Genomic DNA, 18,437 nt, shown 5'->3' on the forward strand with positions numbered 1-18,437 from the left:
CCTCACACCTCTCCCCCGCTCATCGCCCCCCGGGCCGCACAGGCGCCGCGGGCGATGCCGCTCGGGAGTCCGCCCGGTGCGGCCCGGGGGGCGATGAGCGGGGGAGAGGTGTGAGGGGACATCGAGACGCCCTTCGACGGTTCCTCCGAGTCGCCCCCACTTCATGTGTCACGACGCCTAGAACCGGCGCCGCCCTCCCGGTCGAGTCGCCCCCCCGGCCAAGTCGCGCGCGGCGGGGCGTGACGTTCCGGCCATCCTTGTCAGTCGCCTTTCGGCAACAACCGGTCGCCGTCCATATCCAGCGAGCCGCCCTCGTCCGGGATGCCGCCGACGACGTTCAGCACGACCACGGCGCCGCGGGTCTCGTCGTAGCCGTAGCGTTGCGACAGCCGCGGCATCGGCATCGCGTACTGTCGGTTCTTCTGCAGGAATCCGGTGAACTGCTCGTAGGTCGGGTACTCGCCGTTCAGCGCATACTCGCCGTTGACCCATTGCTGCATGGGCATCTGCCCGGCGAAGCTGGAGATGCTGCCGAGGGCGTTCAGCGGTCCGGAGACGGGATCGGTGTAGAAATCGCCCTGCCCCAACGGGGGGCCCTCGCCGATTTTGTCCTGGGCGATCGTGTGGGTTCCGGCGGCAATGGCGGCGGGGGCGTCCAGCACCTCGATGGTCTTGCGGCCGACGATGCCCGTCTTCTGCTCCGGCGGCGGGGCTTTCTCCCCCTGGAGCGCGGCGTCGACTTCCGGCGGAATTTGGTCCTTCTTCTTGCAGCCGGCCGACGCGGCGACGCTCGCCGCCAGCGTGACGAGAAGGAGCGTGCGAGCGGGGAACATGGCGGTCAGTCCGTGGGAAGGTCGAGATCCCGGAGCGCGGCGAAGCCGGCGGGGTCGGTCAGATCGTACCGCAGCGGGGTGAGGGCGGCGTACCCGGCAGCGACGGCGCCGGCGTCGGTGTCCGGGGCGGGATCGCCGGCGGTCGCGGGGTCCATGCCGGTCCAGTAGTACGGGCGGCCCTCCGGGCTGTCGCGGCGTTCGAGCAGATCGCCGCGGCGGTCCGGGCTGCATCGCACCGCTTTCAGCCCCTTCGGGGCGGCGGCGGGGAGGTTCAGATTCCACAACGCCGCCGTGTCGCCGTGGCGCTCGGCCAACTGCCCGGCGACGGAGACGGCGTACTCGGCCAGCGGGGTCCAATCGTCGGGATCGCGGCTCACGCAGCTGACAGCCACACTCGTCACGCCGTGAAACGCCGCCTCGATCGCGCCCGCCACGGTGCCGGAGTAGAGCACGCCGTGCCCCACGTTCGCCCCGAGGTTGATGCCGGAGAGCACCAGATCCGGCCGCGACCCGCGCAACAGCGGGCCGAGTTCCAACACGCCCAGCTTCGCACAGTCCGCCGGGCTGCCGTGCACGGCGTAGCCGTAGTGGTAGCGCTCGCCCGGTTCCCCGTTCCGAGCGGGGCGGCGGCGGTGCACCTCCTCATACATGAGGGGGTGGCGGTAGGTGATCGTCAGACCGACGCCGCTTTGTTCGATCGCGGGGGCGACGACGGTGACGTCCCCCAGCGCGGCGGCCGCGCTCGCCAATGCGGCGAGGCCGGGAGAATGAATTCCGTCGTCGTTGACGACTAAGACGTGCACGGCAGCGGTGTGGGCGGCGAGGAGCGGGCGGGACCGATTGTGACGACGTGTCGGTTCATGCGAGGTGGGGCAGTGTGTGCGGGTCGGGGAAGGGTGTCGAGCGGCGCCGGCTGGGGGCGGCCCCCGCGAGGCCGTTCCGGGGGGGAGGGTTCTGCGGATCTGTGATTTTTCGCCACATCCCGGCTCCCCTGTCCGTCGCAGCTTGCCCAGCCGGCCGACCTTCCGCGTGCGAAGTTTTGAGAGGAACCCGCGTCGGCGGCCCGGTTCAAACGATCCGTGGCGGCCGAGGCGTTTTCCCTTTGCGAACCCCCCCGCGCCCACAGGACACTGTGTGACAGGAAAGGACGCGGCCGACCCGCCCCGCTCAGGACGAGCAGGCGTTCCTCCGGTATCAGGCTCCAAGACGGGCTACCGGCGGGGATGGAAAGCGTCGGCCTCGCACAGACGCGGCGTCCGGGGAGATGTGCGATGCGTTCGTCGGCTCCGAGTCGGAGCGGGCGATCGGATCGCCGCAGACGGCCTCCCCCCATGAACCCGCTCCCCCGAGATATCCCATGAAACCCCGGATTATCGCCGCGGCGACCGCCGCGGCTGCCCTCGCCCTCATGCCCGCTCCCGCCAGCGCGGGGCTGTGCGGACTGATGAGCTTTGGTTGCTGCCCGCAGGCCGCTCCCCCGCCATCCTGCTACACGGCGAACCGCATCGAGCGGACCACCGCCTACCGCACCGTCTACGACACCGTCGTGGAGCGGGAAGTCTCTTACGTCCCGCAGCAGGTCACGGAGAACGTCTTCGAGACCGAAACCCGCACTGCGATGCGCGTGGTGTTCGAGCCGCAGGTGCGTGAAGAAACCTACACCGTGCGGAAGCCGGTCTTCGAGACCTCCCAGCGGGAGCAGACCTACACGGTCATGCGGCCGGTGACGGAGACGATCATTCAGGAGCGTCCCTACACGGTGATGCGTCCGGTGACGGAAACGAGGACCCGCGAAGTTCGCCGCGTGGTGATGAAGCCGGTCACGGAGACGGTCATTCAGGAAGTGCCCCGCACGACCTACCGGAACGTCACCGAAACCCGCGTTTCGGAGCAGTGCTATACGGTGATGCGGCCGGTCACGAGCTATCGGACCGTCACGACGACCGTGCCCCGGTGGCGGATGGCCCGCTATCAGGGACCGTCGATCCCGGTGCTCGGTTTCCAGCCGCCGGATCCGTGCGATCCCTGCTGCCTGCCGCGTCTCGGCTTCAAGCCCTGCTCCCTGGGCTTCTGCGCTCCGCAGTACGCCCCGCAGGTGTGCCAGCGTCAGGTGCCGTGCACCACGATGGTGCCGCAGGTCGTGCGTCGTCAGGTGCCCTACACGATCTGCCGCCGCGTCCCGGAGACCACCGTGCAGCGGATTCCGGTGACCACCTGCCGGATGGAACGTCAGGAAATCTGCGAGCAGGTGCCCTACACCTGCACCCGGATGGTCCGCGAGCAACGCGTCGCCCGCCGCCCCATCACCACCACCCGGATGGTGACGGAAGAGCGGACCCGCACCGTGCCGGTGCAGGCCTGCCGGATGGTCGAGGAGCCGCGGACCCGCCAAGTGCGCTACTCGGTGCGGAAAGAGGTTCCCTACGAGTACCAGGTGCAGGTTTGCCGCCCGGTGTGCCGGACCGTCCAACGGCCGGTGACGCGGCTGGTGCGGAAGTGCGTGGCCCGTCAGGTGCCCTATGAGGTCTGCCGCGTGGTGCCCACGGAGGTTTGCCCGAACGACTGCCCGACGAACGACTGCGGCGGCGTGTCGGTCACCGGTCCGCTGACCCCGACCCCGGACTTCGGCGGCGCCCCCGGCGACAATTTTGGGGGAACCTACGGCGACGGCTACCGCGATCCGCTGCCGCCCGGCGGCAGCGACGCCTTCGACGCCGCCGACCCGAATAACTTCGGCGGCGAGTTCGATGACTTCGGCGGCGCCAACTATGGCTCCTACTACGGCAACGGCTTCAACGAGGACTACAGCGCCGGCTACGGCGTCCGGTCCCGCACGCGGTTGCCGCTGGGGTCGGAGGGCATCGATCTGGCCCCGGGCGAAGTCATCACCGGCTACGGCCCGCTTCGTCAGATCGACCCGGCGACCTCCGGCGACTTCGAGGCGGACGGCGACGCCAACGGCAGCCTGAACCTGGACGACGGGGACGACGAGATGGACCCTGTTCCGCTGCTCGACACCTGAGTCGTTACTGAACATGACCGAGCGATCGGTCTCGTCTGCGCCGTGAGGTGCGGGTTCCGGCAGCGCCGGGGGATTGCGGTCCCCCGGCGTTGTTCGTTTGATGGGTTGATTCCTCACGGTTCGCCGTCGCCGCTAGGCGGCGCGCCCTTTCGACTTCCGCTGAACTCGAGTCCGCGCCATGCCCCGTTGTCTCGTCACCGGCGGCGCGGGGTTTATCGGCTCCCATCTGACGGAGCGTCTGCTGGAGGCCGGGCATGAAGTCGTCGTGTTGGACGACCTGAGCACCGGCCGCGAGGGGAACCTCGCCGCGGTCGCCGACCACCCGCGGCTGACGCTGTTCCGGGCGTCGATCACCGATTCGCAGGCGGTGACCGAGGCGACCGCGGGGACGGACGTCATCTATCACCTCGCCGCCGCGGTGGGGGTCAAGCTGGTCGCGGACGATCCCGCCCGCACGATCGAAACGAACATCCAACCGACCGAGACGCTGCTGCGGGCCGCCGCGGCCGGTCGCCAGCGGTTCTTCCTCGCCAGCACCTCGGAGGTCTACGGCAAGAACCCGAAGTCGACGTGGACGGAGGAGGACGATCTCGTGTTCGGCCCCACCACCCGCCCCCGCTGGGCGTACGGGTGCAGCAAGGCGATCGACGAGTTCCTCGGGCTGGCGTACCACAAGAAGTACGGCTTCCCGGTGGTGATCGGGCGGTTCTTCAACGTCGTCGGTCCCCGGCAGGTGGGGAACTACGGCATGGTGATCCCGCGGTTCGTGCAGGCCGCGTTGGCCGGCGAGCCGTTGCAGGTCTACGACGACGGTTCGCAGGAACGCTGCTTTGCCCACGTCGGAGAGGTGGTCGATCACGTCCTGCGGCTCACGGACCACCCGGACGCCGCCGGCCGGGTGTGGAACCTCGGGGCTGATCAGCCGGTGACCGTCAAACGGCTGGCGGAGACGGTGCTCGAACTGACCGGCAGCGACTCGCCCATCGAGTTCGTCCCCTACGAACAGACCTACGGCTCGAACTTCGAGGACATCCAGCGGCGCGTCCCGGACACCTCGGCTCTGGCGAAACTGCTCGGCACCGCCCCGTCGATGAGCCTGGAGGAGACGCTGTCCGACATCATCGCCCACATGCGGGCGGAACGGTGAGCGCGCCCGCCGCGTCTCCGCCGACGCCCGGCGCCGCCCCCGTCGCGAAGCTCCCTCCGGTGGATGAGGGACCGAGCGACGCCGAGGTGCTGATGTTGGCCGCGAAGCCGGGCGAGCGGTTGTTCCGCGTGCTGGAAGAGCCGGACCCGCTGCGTCCGCTCTTGGCGGTGCTGGCCGTGCTGCCGGCCGTGCTGGCGGCGCCGCGGTGTCGACTGGACCGCATCGATCCGGACTGGGGCGTGACCTGTCTGGAGGCGTACGGCGGCGATCCGATCTCCGTCGCCGGTCCGGCCGCCTGGCTGACGGGACAGTTGCTGAGGCTCGTCGGCACGGACGGGGCGATGCCGTACTTCGCCCTCAGTTGGGCCGGGGCGACGCTGCTGGTGTGGGCGGTTTGGCAGTTGACGTATTCGATGGCCGGGGGCCGACCGGCGGCGTTCGCCGCCGTGCTGACGGCCACGAACCCGGTTACGGCCGCGGCGGCCGCCACCGCTCCGCCGACGTCGCTGGGGGTGGCGTTCGCCGTGATTGCCGCGTGGTTGTGGGTTCGGGCCGGCCGCATCGAGCGTCGCGGAGCCGCGGCCGGCGTCGGCGTGCTGCTGGCCGGTCCTTTCGCCGGGCTGCTCCCCGCCGCGGTCGTCGTCGTGACCGTGGGGCTGAAGCTTATTCCGGGAGCACAAAGAGAGGTTCCCCGCCGCGATCGTCTCCCGGCGACGCTGAACCGCGCGGGGTTGTTCTCGATCGGATTGCTCGCGGCCGGGACGACGGCGGCGTTCATGAACGACCCGCCGTCCGCCTGGGAGGCCGAGCGGCTCCCCGTGCATGGCCTGTGGCTGCTCGCGGGGCTGGCGGCGGCCGGCACGGCGGCGACGCTGGGCGGTCAGCTGTGGATCGATTCCGTCGTCCGACGCGTGGTCCTCGGACTGGTGGCGTCGACGGCGGTTTGGGCGGGGCTGACCGGCGCGCACGACCCCGACGCGGGCACGCTCTCCGCCCTGGTGACGGCGGCGATCACGGCGGCGATCGCCGTGGAGGGCGCCTGTCGGCCGGCCGTCAGTCCCCGGGGGATCGCGGCGTTGGCCTGTGTGGCGTTGATCGTGCTGCTGGGAATGTGGGTTTGGACGCCCTCGACCGTGGCGACGGTTTGGCGGGCGCTGTTCGTCGCCGCCGCGGCGACCGGACTGTGGGGGCTATGGGAGGTGGCCGCGTTCCGATGGTCGCGGAACGTGCGGGACCGGCGTCTGCTGATCGTCGCGATCGTCGCGCTGGCGGCGACCGGGCTGGGGTGGGCGGTGGAAGGAACCGAATCCGTCGCGGGGCGGGGCGCTCGGCAACTTGTCGCGGCGGTCTCGAATCGACCCGAGCCGCGAGTCTTCGTGCTGGCGGAGGCGCCGGATCAGCAGGCCGCGAAGTTCCTCTTCTCCGCAGCGGCGCCGGGCCGCATGGTCTTCGTGCTCGATCCCGACAGCCCCCAGGTGGCCGATTCGCTGAACAAGGCGTTGTCCGTTGAACCCAGCCCGCTGGTCGCGGTGGTCGGGGGCGGTCCCGCCGCCCGGCTCAACGCCCTCCGCCCGGCCGGCGCCGCCCCGCCCACCTCGGCGGGCGTGCTGCGCGGGGCCGACGGCGTCATGAAAGAAGTGCGATTACTCGTGCTCCCCGGGCAGCAAGACACGCTCTCGCCCTAGCCGCGGGGCGTCGAGAAGCGGGCGGTCGAAGCGCGGGGCTTCGAGGAGCCGGGAGAGAGGGGGGCGCCGCCGGGGCGCCTCACTCGTACTTCGCGATCTCCGGCTCCGGGACTTCCGCGATCAGTCGCTCCACGACGGTGACGCTGTCCACGCCTTCCGCTTGCGCCTGGAAGTTCGTGCTGAGCCGGTGCCGCAAGACGGGCACGGCGATGCGACGGATGTCGTCCAGCGTGACGCTCGGTCTCCCGTCGATCGCGGCGATCGCCTTGCCGCCTTGAATGAGGTACTGCCCGGCGCGCGGGCCGGCGCCCCAGTCGACCAACTCCCGCACGAACGCCGGGCTGCGGTCGTCGCCCGGTCGCGTCGCACGCACCAGACGGGTCACGTACTGGATCGTCCGCGGCGTCGCTTCGATCTGGGCGATCTGCTTTTGCAGGTACACGATCGACTTGGCGCTGAGCACCTTCCGCACCTCCTTCTTCACCCCGCCCGTCGTCGCGGCGAGGATCTGTTCCTCCTCGTCCAGGCTCGGGTAGTCGACCTTCACGTTGAACATGAACCGGTCCAACTGGGCCTCCGGCAGCGGGTAGGTGCCCTCCTGTTCGATCGGGTTCTGGGTGGCGATCACGAAGAACGGATCGGGCAGATCGTAGGTCGTCTGGCCGGCGGAGATCTCCTTCTCCTGCATCGCCTGCAGCAGCGCGGCCTGAGTCTTCGGCGGGGTCCGGTTGATCTCGTCGGCCAACAGCACGTTCGTGAACACCGGGCCGTGCACGAAGCGGAACTCCCGGCGGCCGTGTTCGTCCTCGTCCAGCACATTGGTGCCGGTGATGTCCGAGGGCATCAGGTCGGGGGTGAACTGAATCCGCTTGAAGTTCACGTCCAACACCTGGGCCAGCGTGCTGACCAGCAGCGTCTTCGCCAGCCCCGGCACGCCGACCAGCAGGCAATGCCCGCCGGTGAACACCGCGGCGAGGAGCTGCTCGATCACGTCGTCCTGACCGATCACCACCTTGTGCAGTTCCTCCCGCACCAGGGCGTAGTGCGATTTGAACTTGGTGAGGAACTCGTCGAAGTCGCGCTGGTCGGACACGGGGCGGACCGGAGGTGCTGAAGGAACGGCGTCGGAATCGAATCAGGCGGTCTTTCGCTCGCGCCGCCGGTTCTTGGCGAAGAAACCGGACTGGGCGGCGAAGCGGCAGCGTCCGATGATACGCCCCCCGCCCGAAGGACGCCCCCGATGCCTGCTGCACGCCGCACAATTGCCCGCCGATCGACTGCCCCCCGTCGATGGAGCGTCGCCGCGGCGTTGGTCGTTGCGGCGGCGCTGTGCCCGCCCGCTCCGCGATCCGCCGCGGCCCAGGACCTCTCCAGCGCGGAGGTCAAACGGTCCATCGACCGCGGGGTGACCGCCCTGACGAAACTGCAGAACGCCAACGGCTCCTGGGATTCGCCCGGCGTCAGCCACCTCCCCGGCTCCACGGCGTTATGCGTGTTGGCGCTGCTGAACAGCGGAGAATCCGTCGATTCCCCGCCCGTCGCCGCCGGGCTGAAGTACCTCCGCGATCTCCCGACCGGCGACATCGTCGGCGGGGGCACCTACGACACCTCGCTGGCCCTGATGGCTTTCGCCGCCGCCAAAGACGGGCGGCGAGACGGCGCCCGCATGCTCGCGCTGACGCGCCGCCTGGAAGACGGCCGGGTGAAGGCCGGTCAGAATCGCGGCGGCTGGGGCTACGGGCTTCCCAGTATCGGCGGGGGGGCGGACCGGTCCAACAGTCAATATGCGGTGCTCGGCCTCCGCGACGCCGCCTACGCGGGCATCCCCGTTCAGCGGGCCACGTGGGAGGATATCTCCAATTATTGGTTGGGACGCAACGTTCAGAACGGCGACGGCGGCTACACCTACGGCTCCGCCGGCGGCGGGGCCCGCGGATCCATGACGGTCGCCGGCATCGCCACCCTCAGTATTTTGAAATCGGTTCTGAAACAGGACGACCTCAAACCGGACGGCACCCCGAACTGCTGCGGCAACGACCCCCTCGAGCAGGAACTCAACGAGGCCGTCGAGCGAGCCTCCAACTGGCTCACGAAGTATTTCTCGGTCTCCCGAAACCCGCAATATAATTCGCACACGCTGTATTACCTCTACGGCTTGGAACGAGCCGGACGGCTGGCCGGCAAGCGTTTCTTCGGACAGCACGACTGGTATCGGGAGGGCGCCGCGTGGTTGCTCCGCAATCAGAACCCCCGGACCGGCGGATGGGTCGGCAACGGCTTCGGAGAGACGAACGAGATCGTCGGGACGGCTTTCTCATTGCTCTTCCTCGCGAAGGGTTTGAGTCCGGTGCTGCTGAATAAATTGAAGTACGAACAGGGCGACGCCTGGCAGACGCACCCCGCCGACGCCCGCAACCTCACCTTCCACGTCAGCGGCCTGCCCAAATGGCCGAAGTTAGTCACCTGGCAGGTGCTGGACCTGCAAAAGGCCGTGGCCGCGAACGACCTCGCCGGGGCGCTCCAAGGGCCGGTGACGTTGATGACCGGCCGGGACGCCCCGCGGCTCAACGCTCAGGAGATCAAATTCCTGCGCGACTATATCGACGCCGGCGGCTTTCTGCTGGGCGTGGAGACCTGCGAGGGCGGCGATTTTCGAGCCGGGTTCGAGCGACTCCTCGAAAGCATGTATCCCGAGGACGTGCCCAAGTTAGAACGATTGGGCGCCGAACACCCGGTCTTTCGCAGCGAATATCTGCTGAACGCGAATACGGTCGAACTGTACGGGGCGGACCTCGGCTGTCGCACGCCGATTATGTTCAGTCCGGTGGACCTCAGTTGTTACTGGGATCTGTGGACCCCCTACGATCTGCCGAATCGCGATCCGCAATTGCTGACGCAGATCACCCAGAAGATCAATACGGGGGTGAACATCCTCGCCTACGCCACCGGTCGCGAGCCGCCCGATAAACTGGATGCGAAAACGCCCCTCGAGGACGGCGGCGCCCGGGACGAGGTGGAACGCGGTCTCCTGCAGGTCGCGAAGCTACGGCATGAAGGCGAGTGGGACGCCGCTCCGCGGGCGCTGCGGAACCTGCTGCTGGCGCTGAACGGCACCGCCGGCGTCGCCGCGAGTACGAAGGTTAAATCGTTGCCGCCGGGCGACGCGAACGTCTTTCGCTATCCCGTCCTCTATATGCACGGCCGCGGAGCGTTTTCGCTGGGACAGGCGGAACGAGAGCGGTTGAAGACCTATCTGGAGAACGGCGGCGTGCTGTTTTCGGACGCCTGCTGCGGTTCGGAACCGTTCGATCGCGCGATGCGCGAATTGATGCAGGAGATGTTTCCCGACGCCCCGCTGATGCGCATTCCCCCGGACCACGAATTGTTCACGGATCGCATCGGGTTCGATCTGTCACGCGTCCGGCGCCGGGTGCCCGGGGCCGTCGGGGCGGGGGCGTTGGAATCCGACGTGGTGATCGGGGAGCCGTTCCTCGAAGGCGTGACCGTCAACGGGCAGCTCGCGGTGATTTACAGCAAGTACGACATCAGCTGCGCCCTGGAGCGGCAAACGACCGTCGCCTGTGCGGGATATATTCCCGAAGACGCGTTGAAGATCGGGATCAACGCCCTGCGATACGCGCTGCTCCGCGACCCGGTGGCCCCGGACGACGAATAGTTACCGCCGTCTGAGGACGAACCGGGGGGCGATCCAGAACGCTTCGTCCCGCACGCCCCCCAGCGTGCCGGGCGAGACTGTTAGAGCGACCGACTCGGCGCCGTCGAATTCGATGCGTACCGGATGGAACGCCCCCGATCGCACGCCGTTTCGTTCCCAGCGCGTTGCCCCGTCGACCGTGATGCTCGCATCGCAGTCGGCGAGTTCGCCGGCCGCGGCGTCGACCGCGAAGGCCGTTACGACCGCCGTCGCCTCAGGCGGGACGGCGAACGTCAGCGTCGTTCCCGCCGCGACGCCCCAGCCGAGCGTCCGCGGTCGCCCGTCGGCGACGGGGCGACGGCCGACGACGCTCCGGTCCCGCCGCGGCTCCGCTCGTCCGTGCGGTACGGCGGCGATCTCTACCGTTGGCTCGCTTGCCTCGGCAACGCCGGGCGTGACGGCCGTCAATTCTCGAATCGCATCGGGGCCGAGAGGAACGGTCAGCCCCTCCGCGGTCAGCGCCTGCCCCCCGGCCGGTCCGTACGTCAGGGAGGTCGCGGTCAGATGCGAACCGTCCGCCAGCAATGCCTGAAAGAATCGATTCGGCCGCGGGGCCGGCCGCTGCAACTCCGGCGAGAGGGCGACGGCCCGCACCGTCGATCGCGGGAGTTTGATCTCCCCCGCGGCGGCGAGGAGCCGCACCGCGTCGGCGTCGAATTCGAGCAATTCCCCGCCGACCCGCCCGCCGACCTGTAACAGCGCCAGATCGTCCGCTCCGCGGTCACGGAGCGCCGCCAACCGTTGCACGTTCGTCAGCGGCCCCGTGCCGGCGAAGCGCATGAACCGCACCCGGTCGGCGGGCAGGCTCAGCGAGTCGCCCCGCGGTCGGGAGAAGGCGATCGTTTCTCCGTCGAAGCCGGCGACGGTCCCGAACAGGCGGTCGCCGCCGGTCAGTTCGACCCAACCCCGATCGCCGTCCGGCGCGATCGGGCCGGGAACGAACACGTCCAACACCTCGTCCCATGACCACGACTGATCATCCAGCCGGATGGTCTGATCGCTCACCTCGATCCGACTGCCGGTGACCGATCCGCCGCCTGAAAGCGTGACTTCGATGCAGTTCTCGGCCGATTCGCCCCGGGCGAAGTCACCCGCGAAACCGCAAGCGAGAGTCGCGGACTGAAGGAACGTCCGCCGGGTGGGAAGGGAACCGCTCATCGCCGGTAGATCGGCAGGAGGCGGTGCGGCACGCGGAGGGAGAGGACCGCCATCGCGGTGGCGTATTCGTCCGTGAAGCGGGCGCTTCGCCAGAAGATGAAGGAATCTTCCTGCACGGCGGTGCGCAGCAACTCCTCCCGCATCGGGGGATACCAGGCGGCCCAGGTCTCCCCGCCGGCCTGCCAGGCGGCCCGGGTCGCATAGAAGCGACCGTAGTACGGGTACGCCCCGCCGCTGCGCCGCGGTCGATTCGCCAGCACGTACCGCAGACCGTCCGCGATCTCTTGCTCGACGGCGGGATCGGTCAGCCCGGCGGTGCGGAGGGCGCTGACGGCCGCGGCGGAGCGCTCGAACCGGCTGCCGTCGCGCCGCTCCGCCATGTAGAAGTAGCCGCCGTCCGCGGGGTTGCGCAGGCTCCGCACATAGCGGATCGCGGCGGGGACGACCGCGTCCGGGACCGTCAAACCGGCGTCCTTGGCGCTGCGGAGGGCGGCGATCTGGCAGACCGTCACGCTGATATCCGCCTCCGCGGAGGTGGGCACGTACCGCCAACCGCCCTCTCGATTCTGGCTGTCCGCGATGCGACGCACGGCCCGTTGCAGGGCGGCGCGCACCGCGGTCGGGTCGAAGTCCGGTTCCTGCAACTCGCCGAGAATTTCGCAGAGGTACAACGTGGCGAAGCCGTGCCCGTACATGGACCCGTCCGGCGGGGTATCGGGCGACTCCGCGGCGAAGAACAGCCCGTCCGGCTCCTGATGATCCAGCAGGAACCGGGCGGCGGCGGCGGCGTTCGAGGCGTGCGGGCCTCCGCTGGGAACGCTGCCGCCGGACGCCCAGGCCAGTCCGCACAGGGCCGTCACGCCGACGTTCCGTTGATACCGGCGCCCGGATCCCATCGAACCGTCCGGCCGTTGCCGCAATGCGAGCCAGCGGTCGGCGGCTTCCGCGGCGGCGATCGATTGCGGCGTCGTCAGCCGCGGCGGCAGGTCGTCGGCTCGGGCGGCGGTCGCCGCCGCAAGGAGGAGAACCGCCCAGCCAGCCGGGCGCCACTTGAAAGAGGTCCGGAGGGATAAACCCCCCGGCTCGCTCGCCCTATTCCACCACGTTCGGGTACAGCCCGCCCGTGCCGGGGAACATATCGAGCGGGTTCTGCCGCGACGGCGGGGCCGGCGCCCGGCGGTTTTGCAGCAGGGTGCGATTCTCGTCACGGCCGTTCTGGAAGTCCGTCGGACGGGTGAAGGTCTCCGGTCCCATGTCCTCGTCCGGGAACGGGTCGAACCGCTCCTGGCTCGGTCCCTCGATCGGCGGCGGGGGGAGCGGACCGAAGTCCGGCGTCCGCGTGACGAACGGGTTACAGCCGAGCGTCGCTCCGCAGAGCGCGCAGGCCAGCGCCGCGATCAACGGGCGAATCGGATCGGAAAATGAACGTCCATGCACGGGGGGCCGCCTCCTCGCGGCGGTTCAAACTTTAGGCGATTCGTTATCCTCCCGGAAGATCGACTCGATTCGCTGTGACCGCCCCCCATGTCTGCCCCCCGCGCCCTCGTCGTCCGTGCCCCCGGGACGAACTCTGACGAGGAAACCGTCCGCGCCTTTGAAACGGCCGGCGCCGTCGTCGACCACCTGCACCTGTTTCGGGTGTTGGAGGAGCCGGACATGCTCGACCGCTATCAGATCTTCTGCGTGCCCGGCGGGTTCAGCTACGGCGACGACCTCGGCAGCGGCGTGATCTTCGCCCGTCACCTGTCCGGCCCGCTGGGCGACGCGCTGGGGCGGTTTCTGAACGCGGACAAGCTCGTGCTGGGCATCTGCAACGGCTTTCAGGTGCTGCTGAAAGCCGGCGTGCTGCCGGGCGGAGCGGACGGATGGGGGGCGAATCAAACCCCGAAGGCGACGCTGACCTGGAACGAATCCGGCCGCTACGACTGCCGATGGGTGCGGCTGCGTAACGACCGGCCGGATCACGCCTTCCTGCGGGACATGCCCGACGTGGAGATGCCGATCGCCCATGCGGAGGGCCGCATCGCGGTCTCCGACCCCGCCGTGCTGAAGGAATGGGTTGCGAACGGCAACGTCGCCCTGCGGTACGCAGCGCGTCAGGGCGATCTGCCCGAGGGTGGCCCGACCGCGGACGTCACGCTGGCCGCCCCGCATAACCCCAACGGTTCCTTCGCGGATATCGCCGGCCTCTCGGACGCCTCCGGCAAGATCCTCGGGCTGATGCCGCACCCGGAACGCTTTCAATTCGCCCACCAGCATCCCCGTTGGACGCGGCTCGGGCTGACCGGCGAGGGCGCCGGAATGAAGCTGTTCCGCAACGCGGTCGAGTGGTTCGACTGAGACGGGACTCACGCGCGACGGACTCGCCCGAGACGGGTTCACCCGAGAACCGCTTCGCTCGTCACTCCCCGATTCCAGCCGGGCTGGTCGGCGGGAGACCGGGGCCGCCGATCGGGCCGTCGCCGGGCGGTTGGGTGGAGGCCGGCAGCGGCATCGGGGCGGACAGGGGATTCGCTTCGTTCCTCGTCGAAGGCGTCCGCGGCGGGGCGCTTCCCGGCCCGTCGAACCGCCGGGCGCTGCCGGCGAACTGCTCGTACCCCGCCGGCATCGGGGCGTACACGTGCGTCGTGTGGTATTGCGGTCGGCGGTGACTGCAGCCGGCCTGCAAGCCCGGGAATGAGGTGAACGCTTCGACCGGCGGCCGGTACGGATCGCGGCCGCGATCGCATTCTTTCAGGCCGCACAGCCCGCAGAAATCGGTCGCGTAGCAGGCCGGTTTGGCGAACCCGGCGTACGCCCGGCCGGTGGTGCAATCCACGTAGCCCGGCCGGGTCGCGCAGCCGGTCATCATGCCCCCGACCCCCGCGAGCAGCAGGAGGCCAGGCAAGCGAACGGCGGACATGCGGGGCGGGGACATCGGAACCTCGGGCGACGGACAGAACCGTTCATCGGCCGGTGCGACGCTCAAGTCCGGCACGCCCGGCGCCGCCCGCACAGCTTGCCAAGTCTTGGCCGGCCCGCTTGCCAAGCGCTGATCGGTCGGCGTCGGGTCTGGCCTGCGAAGAGGTTCCGTTACCATTCACCCGGCCCGGCGCCCCGACTCCTGACGACGAACGCTTTGCCTGACCCCGCGGCCCCCGCCAAGTCCTTACCGAAGGACGATTACCGTCGGGTGACGACGCGGCAGATGTGGAATCTGGCCGGTCTCACCCCGCTGGAGTGGGTGAAGCGGGCGGTCGCCAGCTATCGGGAGCACAAGCTCGAACACCGGGCGGTGTACTTCGCGTTCTTCGCCCTGTATTCGCTGGCGCCCGCGTTGGTGGTGGCGGTCAGCACCAGCGTGTTGGTCCTCAACGAAACGGCCCGCGAGGAGGTGCTGACGGATCTGAAGATGACCATCCGCGAAGGCCTGCCCGGCGACGCCAGCGTGCTGATCATCAGCGAGATGGAACGACTCCGGAAGAGCACCGGCTGGATGGTGATCGCCTTCGGCTGGACGTTCCTCTTCTACTCCGGCCGCACGACGCTGCTGACGATCTCCAGCGGGTTGGACGCGGCGTACGGCGTCGACGAGCGTCGCAGGTACTGGCATCGCAACGTGGTGGCGGTCGGGCTGGTGTTGCTGACGACCTTTTCCCTCCTGGCGCTCAGCGTCGTGTTGCAGTTCGCCGCCGACGAATTGCTGCTTCGACTCAGTCCGGAGGGCCGATGGGGTTGGGTGCGGCTCGTCGCGGTCTACGGCTTCAAATGGGTCTTGGCGATCGGGTTTCTGCTCGCCGCGGTCAGCCTGGTTTACACCTACGTGCCCAGTTGCAAACTGCGGTGGACCGTGCTGACGCCCGGCGGGGCGTTCTTCGCGGCGACGTTCCTGATCTCCACGCAGGCCTTCCGCTTTTACATTCAGAACTACGGCCGTTACGGCGACACCTACGGGGCGCTGGCCGGCGTCGTCGTGCTGATGACCTGGCTGTGGCTGACCGGCATGCTGTTGCTGTTCGGCGGCCAGTTGAACAGCGTGATCCACCGGCACGCGCTGGCGGAGCTGTTTCGGAAGGACCGCGAGCGAATGTTGGCGGCTCGTCGGTTCCCCCCGATCGGCGCGATCTCCGATCCGACGCCGGAGGAGGTCGACGAGGAACTTGAGCGGGACGAGGCCGAAGAGGTGGCCAAGAAGGAGGCGGCGAAGAAGGACGACCCGCCGCCGATCTCGGCCGCGGCCCGATCCGGCGTCATGCCGTAAGCGGCTGGAATCGCGACGGACAGGGCCGGATCCGAAAACTTTTTCGGAAATGCGTGAACCTTCCGAACCCCGGCGGCGTCTAGCGGGTAGAACCCCGGCCGACGTCCCGCCGCCCCGCTCATCCCGGGCCGGCTCGGACGTGGTCTAAGTTCGCTCCGCCCGGCATGTGCCGGGTCGGGTTTGCTCCTCGGTTACCTCGTTCGTCTCAACTTCTCTGGTCTGCGGACATTGTCCGCGGGAGGCCCCGATGCTGTTCCGCCACCTCGACGCCGCCGCTCTCTCGAACGCCCTGAACGGGCTGTTCGGCGCGGACGCCGTCGTGATTGGCGGACGCGGCGGCCTCAGTGGTGCGGAACCGCGTTTGGTACACGCGTCCTGCACAGCCGTCGCGGAGTCCCCGCAATGCATGTATTCGGCGAAACAGCCGACCATGCCAGCGAGAAAAACGCCCGCGACCGCGACGCCGACGCCCCCCGTTACGACCGCCGAGCCGCGGTTATGCGGCCCGGCTGCACGGGTCTGGGCGTCGTGGGTGGTCAGTCGGGCCGTTTCTGCCTGACGCGGTTTCGGCTCTCTGCCGAACCCAGTGCCGCCCGCCCGCTGCCGCCCCCGCCGGGCGACCCGCGCTCGTTCCCTGGTCGGAACGCCGCCGGTCGCGCCTCGCGGGCGCCGCTCCTCGTGTTCGCACACTGAAGTGTTCGCACGCTGAGCCGGGTCGTCGCCCCGCTGCCAGAATTTTCTGAGAACCCATCGCCGCGGCCGCGTTTCTCTTGCGCAGCCATCCCGGCTCGGTCGTGTCCTTCCGCACGCCGAAGTCCGGACGCGCTTTCGCACGGCGATCACCGAACGGCAACGCACGATTCCCACCCCCGCATCCGGGGCCGGTCGCGCGTTGAGCACGCTCGAAAGGAGCGGACCGATGAACGCTTCCTCCCTCCTCGCCGGGGATTACCGCACCGGCGACTACCGTACCGGCACGATGGAGCCCGCCCGGCTCGTCCGCTTGGTGATCGCCGCCCAGACTGGCGACCGCGACGCCTTCGGCGAACTGGCCGCCCACTTCGAGCCGACCGTCTTCGCCGTCGCCCTGCGTCGGTTGCGCAACCGGTCCGAGGCCGCCGAGGTCACCCAGGAGGTCTTGATGCGGGCGATGCGGAAGATCGACCAGTTGGAGGACCCGGAGCGGTTCGCCGGCTGGCTGAAGCAGGTCGCCGTCCGCATGAGCATCAACCGGGCCGTCCGTCGGCCGAAGGAGGCCGTCTGCGCCCCCGAGGCGTTCGGCGGCGAGGCCGTCGGCGGGGAGACCGCGCTCGACTCGCTGTTGCGGGGCGAGGCCGCGGACCTCGTCCGCGGGTCGCTGGACCGGTTGAAGGAGCTCGATCGGCGGACGCTGACGGCGTTCTACTTTGAGGGTCGGTCCTTGAAGGAGATCGGCGAGGAGTTCGCCTGCCCCGTCGGCACGGTCAAGCGCCGGCTGCACACCGCCCGCGGGCGGTTGAAGGCGGAGCTGGCCGCCGTCCTGCCGGCCTGAGCTGACGCTGAGTCGATGATCGAGACCGCCGTCCGTCGGGGATCCGCTCCCCGGCGGGCGGCTTCGTGCACGCCGGGGGAATCGTCTATTCTCGAAGCCGATGGCCGCTCCTCCGACTGCACCGACCGCGCGCCGTCCTGCTTGGCGGAGCGCCGCGACGCTGCTTCTGGGGGCCTTCCTCGGCGCCGCCGGAGCCCTGATCGGTCTCTGGGCCGAGCGTATACCTGCGAACCCGCATGACGCTCCGGCGTTTGTCGGCAAGCCGTTGAGGGCGCCGGGCGACTCGGCCGATTCGGACGACAGTTTCCGCTGCGTCACCTGGAATGTTCACGGCTTCCGCGGAGCCGACGGCGATCCGAACCCCGCGCTCGCCGTCCAATGGTTGTTAGCGTCTCAATTCGACGTCGCTCTGCTTCAGGAAGTTCCCGGACCCGACGCGGTCTCGTCCGAGGGACCGGCTTCCGCCACGCTTGGTCGGTTCACCGGCGCCTCCGCCGCATTCGTCGGCACGGAGCGTCAGTACGGGAGAGAGCATGTCGGCAACGCGGTCCTTTCGACGCTCGCCGCGGGGCCGGTTCACCGGATTCCCCTCCCGGACACCCGCGGCAAGGCGTTCCGCACCGCGGTTCTCACAACCGTGTTCGTGCCGACCGCAGTGAACCCGGAGGGTCAAGCGGTGCGGCTGCTGAACGTCCACCTGACCCGTGAGGGCTGGGAACCGGGGCAACTCGAACGGGCGCTCGACCTCTTCCTCGCTTTGGAGGCGCCCTGCGTGTTGGCGGGGGATTTCAACGCGGAGATCGACGCCCCACCGTTGCAGGCGTTGCTGGCCTCTGACGAAGTGAAGGACGCGCTCGCCGCCCTCGATCCCCGCGAGGTGCGCGACGCGCTGCCGGTGGGCAAGGAGAAGGTCGACCACATCTTCACCCGCGGCCTGATCGTCCGTGAGGCCGCGGTCCTGAGAACCGAGGCCAGCGATCATCCGCTCTACTGGGTCGATCTAAGCCTGCCGGCGCCGTCGGCGGATTGACTCAGAAAAGCTGTTGCAGAACCGGATACCAGCCCGATGCGCGAGCATCGGCCGTCGGAGCAGCCGGCGGAATCCT

Annotated in this window: 15 protein-coding genes; 8 read left to right on the forward strand and 7 right to left on the reverse strand. The window is 69.1% G+C overall.

All coding sequences use genetic code 11. The features are described from left to right. Nucleotides 1-260 precede the first annotated feature (260 nt). Entirely contained in the window at nucleotides 261-833 is a 573-nt protein-coding gene (locus LzC2_RS04000; RefSeq protein ID WP_171184010.1) for a hypothetical protein, read from the reverse strand. A 5-nt stretch (nucleotides 834-838) separates the two neighbouring features. Then, nucleotides 839-1,636, reverse strand: coding sequence for a 5'/3'-nucleotidase SurE (surE, locus tag LzC2_RS22535; protein ID WP_171184012.1), 798 nt, complete (start codon nucleotides 1,634-1,636; stop codon nucleotides 839-841). A gap of 554 nt (nucleotides 1,637-2,190) precedes the next feature. Between surE and LzC2_RS04010 the strand changes: the two genes are divergently transcribed. The 3 genes from LzC2_RS04010 (at nucleotide 2,191) to LzC2_RS04020 (ending at nucleotide 6,687) form a co-directional block, all read left to right on the forward strand. Next, on the forward strand, nucleotides 2,191-3,855 hold the full coding sequence (locus LzC2_RS04010; protein ID WP_171184014.1) for a hypothetical protein: 1,665 nt from the start codon (nucleotides 2,191-2,193) through the stop codon (nucleotides 3,853-3,855). A 178-nt stretch (nucleotides 3,856-4,033) separates the two neighbouring features. After that, nucleotides 4,034-5,002 carry an NAD-dependent epimerase/dehydratase family protein gene (locus tag LzC2_RS04015; protein ID WP_171184016.1) on the forward strand — a complete coding sequence of 323 codons (969 nt, stop codon included), beginning with the start codon at nucleotides 4,034-4,036 and terminating at the stop codon, nucleotides 5,000-5,002. Next, on the forward strand, nucleotides 4,999-6,687 hold the full coding sequence (locus LzC2_RS04020) for a glycosyltransferase family 39 protein (protein ID WP_171184018.1): 1,689 nt from the start codon (nucleotides 4,999-5,001) through the stop codon (nucleotides 6,685-6,687). Before LzC2_RS04015 ends, LzC2_RS04020 begins: the two co-directional genes overlap by 4 nt. Nucleotides 6,688-6,766: 79 nt before the next feature. On the opposite strand, the gene LzC2_RS04025 is transcribed toward LzC2_RS04020, so the two are convergent. Continuing rightward, complete coding sequence (locus tag LzC2_RS04025; RefSeq protein WP_171184021.1) at nucleotides 6,767-7,780, reverse strand: AAA family ATPase; 1,014 nt, start codon at nucleotides 7,778-7,780, stop codon at nucleotides 6,767-6,769. Between the two features lie 147 nt (nucleotides 7,781-7,927). Between LzC2_RS04025 and LzC2_RS04030 the strand changes: the two genes are divergently transcribed. Next, complete coding sequence (locus LzC2_RS04030) at nucleotides 7,928-10,363, forward strand: DUF4159 domain-containing protein (protein WP_171184023.1); 2,436 nt, start codon at nucleotides 7,928-7,930, stop codon at nucleotides 10,361-10,363. Here the strand turns inward: LzC2_RS04030 and LzC2_RS04035 are convergent, their stop codons facing one another. From LzC2_RS04035 to LzC2_RS04045, 3 genes are all read right to left on the reverse strand, one after another. Further along, entirely contained in the window at nucleotides 10,364-11,560 is a 1,197-nt protein-coding gene (locus tag LzC2_RS04035; RefSeq protein WP_171184025.1) for an NPCBM/NEW2 domain-containing protein, read from the reverse strand. Then, nucleotides 11,557-12,456, reverse strand: coding sequence for a prenyltransferase/squalene oxidase repeat-containing protein (locus LzC2_RS04040; RefSeq protein WP_171184027.1), 900 nt, complete (start codon nucleotides 12,454-12,456; stop codon nucleotides 11,557-11,559). The genes LzC2_RS04035 and LzC2_RS04040 overlap by 4 nt, the downstream gene beginning before the upstream one ends. A gap of 196 nt (nucleotides 12,457-12,652) precedes the next feature. Continuing rightward, nucleotides 12,653-12,961, reverse strand: a complete 309-nt coding sequence (locus LzC2_RS04045; protein ID WP_171184029.1) for a hypothetical protein — start codon at nucleotides 12,959-12,961, stop codon at nucleotides 12,653-12,655. A 123-nt stretch (nucleotides 12,962-13,084) separates the two neighbouring features. Here LzC2_RS04045 and LzC2_RS04050 point away from each other — a divergent pair, with 123 nt between their 5' ends. After that, entirely contained in the window at nucleotides 13,085-13,900 is an 816-nt protein-coding gene (locus tag LzC2_RS04050; RefSeq protein WP_171184031.1) for a phosphoribosylformylglycinamidine synthase subunit PurQ, read from the forward strand. Nucleotides 13,901-13,961: 61 nt separating this feature from the next. Here LzC2_RS04050 and LzC2_RS04055 read toward each other — a convergent pair whose 3' ends face one another. Then, nucleotides 13,962-14,462 (reverse strand): hypothetical protein, encoded by a 501-nt coding sequence (locus tag LzC2_RS04055; protein WP_171184033.1) that lies wholly within the window; start codon nucleotides 14,460-14,462, stop codon nucleotides 13,962-13,964. Nucleotides 14,463-14,678: 216 nt separating this feature from the next. On the opposite strand from LzC2_RS04055, the gene LzC2_RS04060 reads away from it, so the two are divergent. The 3 genes from LzC2_RS04060 (at nucleotide 14,679) to LzC2_RS04070 (ending at nucleotide 18,361) form a co-directional block, all read left to right on the forward strand. Beyond that, nucleotides 14,679-15,800, forward strand: coding sequence for a YihY/virulence factor BrkB family protein (locus LzC2_RS04060; RefSeq protein WP_171184034.1), 1,122 nt, complete (start codon nucleotides 14,679-14,681; stop codon nucleotides 15,798-15,800). Nucleotides 15,801-16,719: 919 nt separating this feature from the next. Next, nucleotides 16,720-17,331 (forward strand): RNA polymerase sigma factor, encoded by a 612-nt coding sequence (locus tag LzC2_RS04065; protein ID WP_246254733.1) that lies wholly within the window; start codon nucleotides 16,720-16,722, stop codon nucleotides 17,329-17,331. A gap of 100 nt (nucleotides 17,332-17,431) precedes the next feature. After that, the gene (locus LzC2_RS04070) at nucleotides 17,432-18,361 is read left to right on the forward strand and encodes an endonuclease/exonuclease/phosphatase family protein (RefSeq protein ID WP_171184037.1); all 930 of its coding nucleotides are present in this window, start codon (nucleotides 17,432-17,434) and stop codon (nucleotides 18,359-18,361) included. The last annotated feature ends 76 nt before the right edge of the window (nucleotides 18,362-18,437 follow it).

The sequence above is a fragment of the Alienimonas chondri genome, assembly GCF_013036045.1.
Classification (GTDB): Bacteria; Planctomycetota; Planctomycetia; order Planctomycetales; family Planctomycetaceae; genus Alienimonas; species Alienimonas chondri.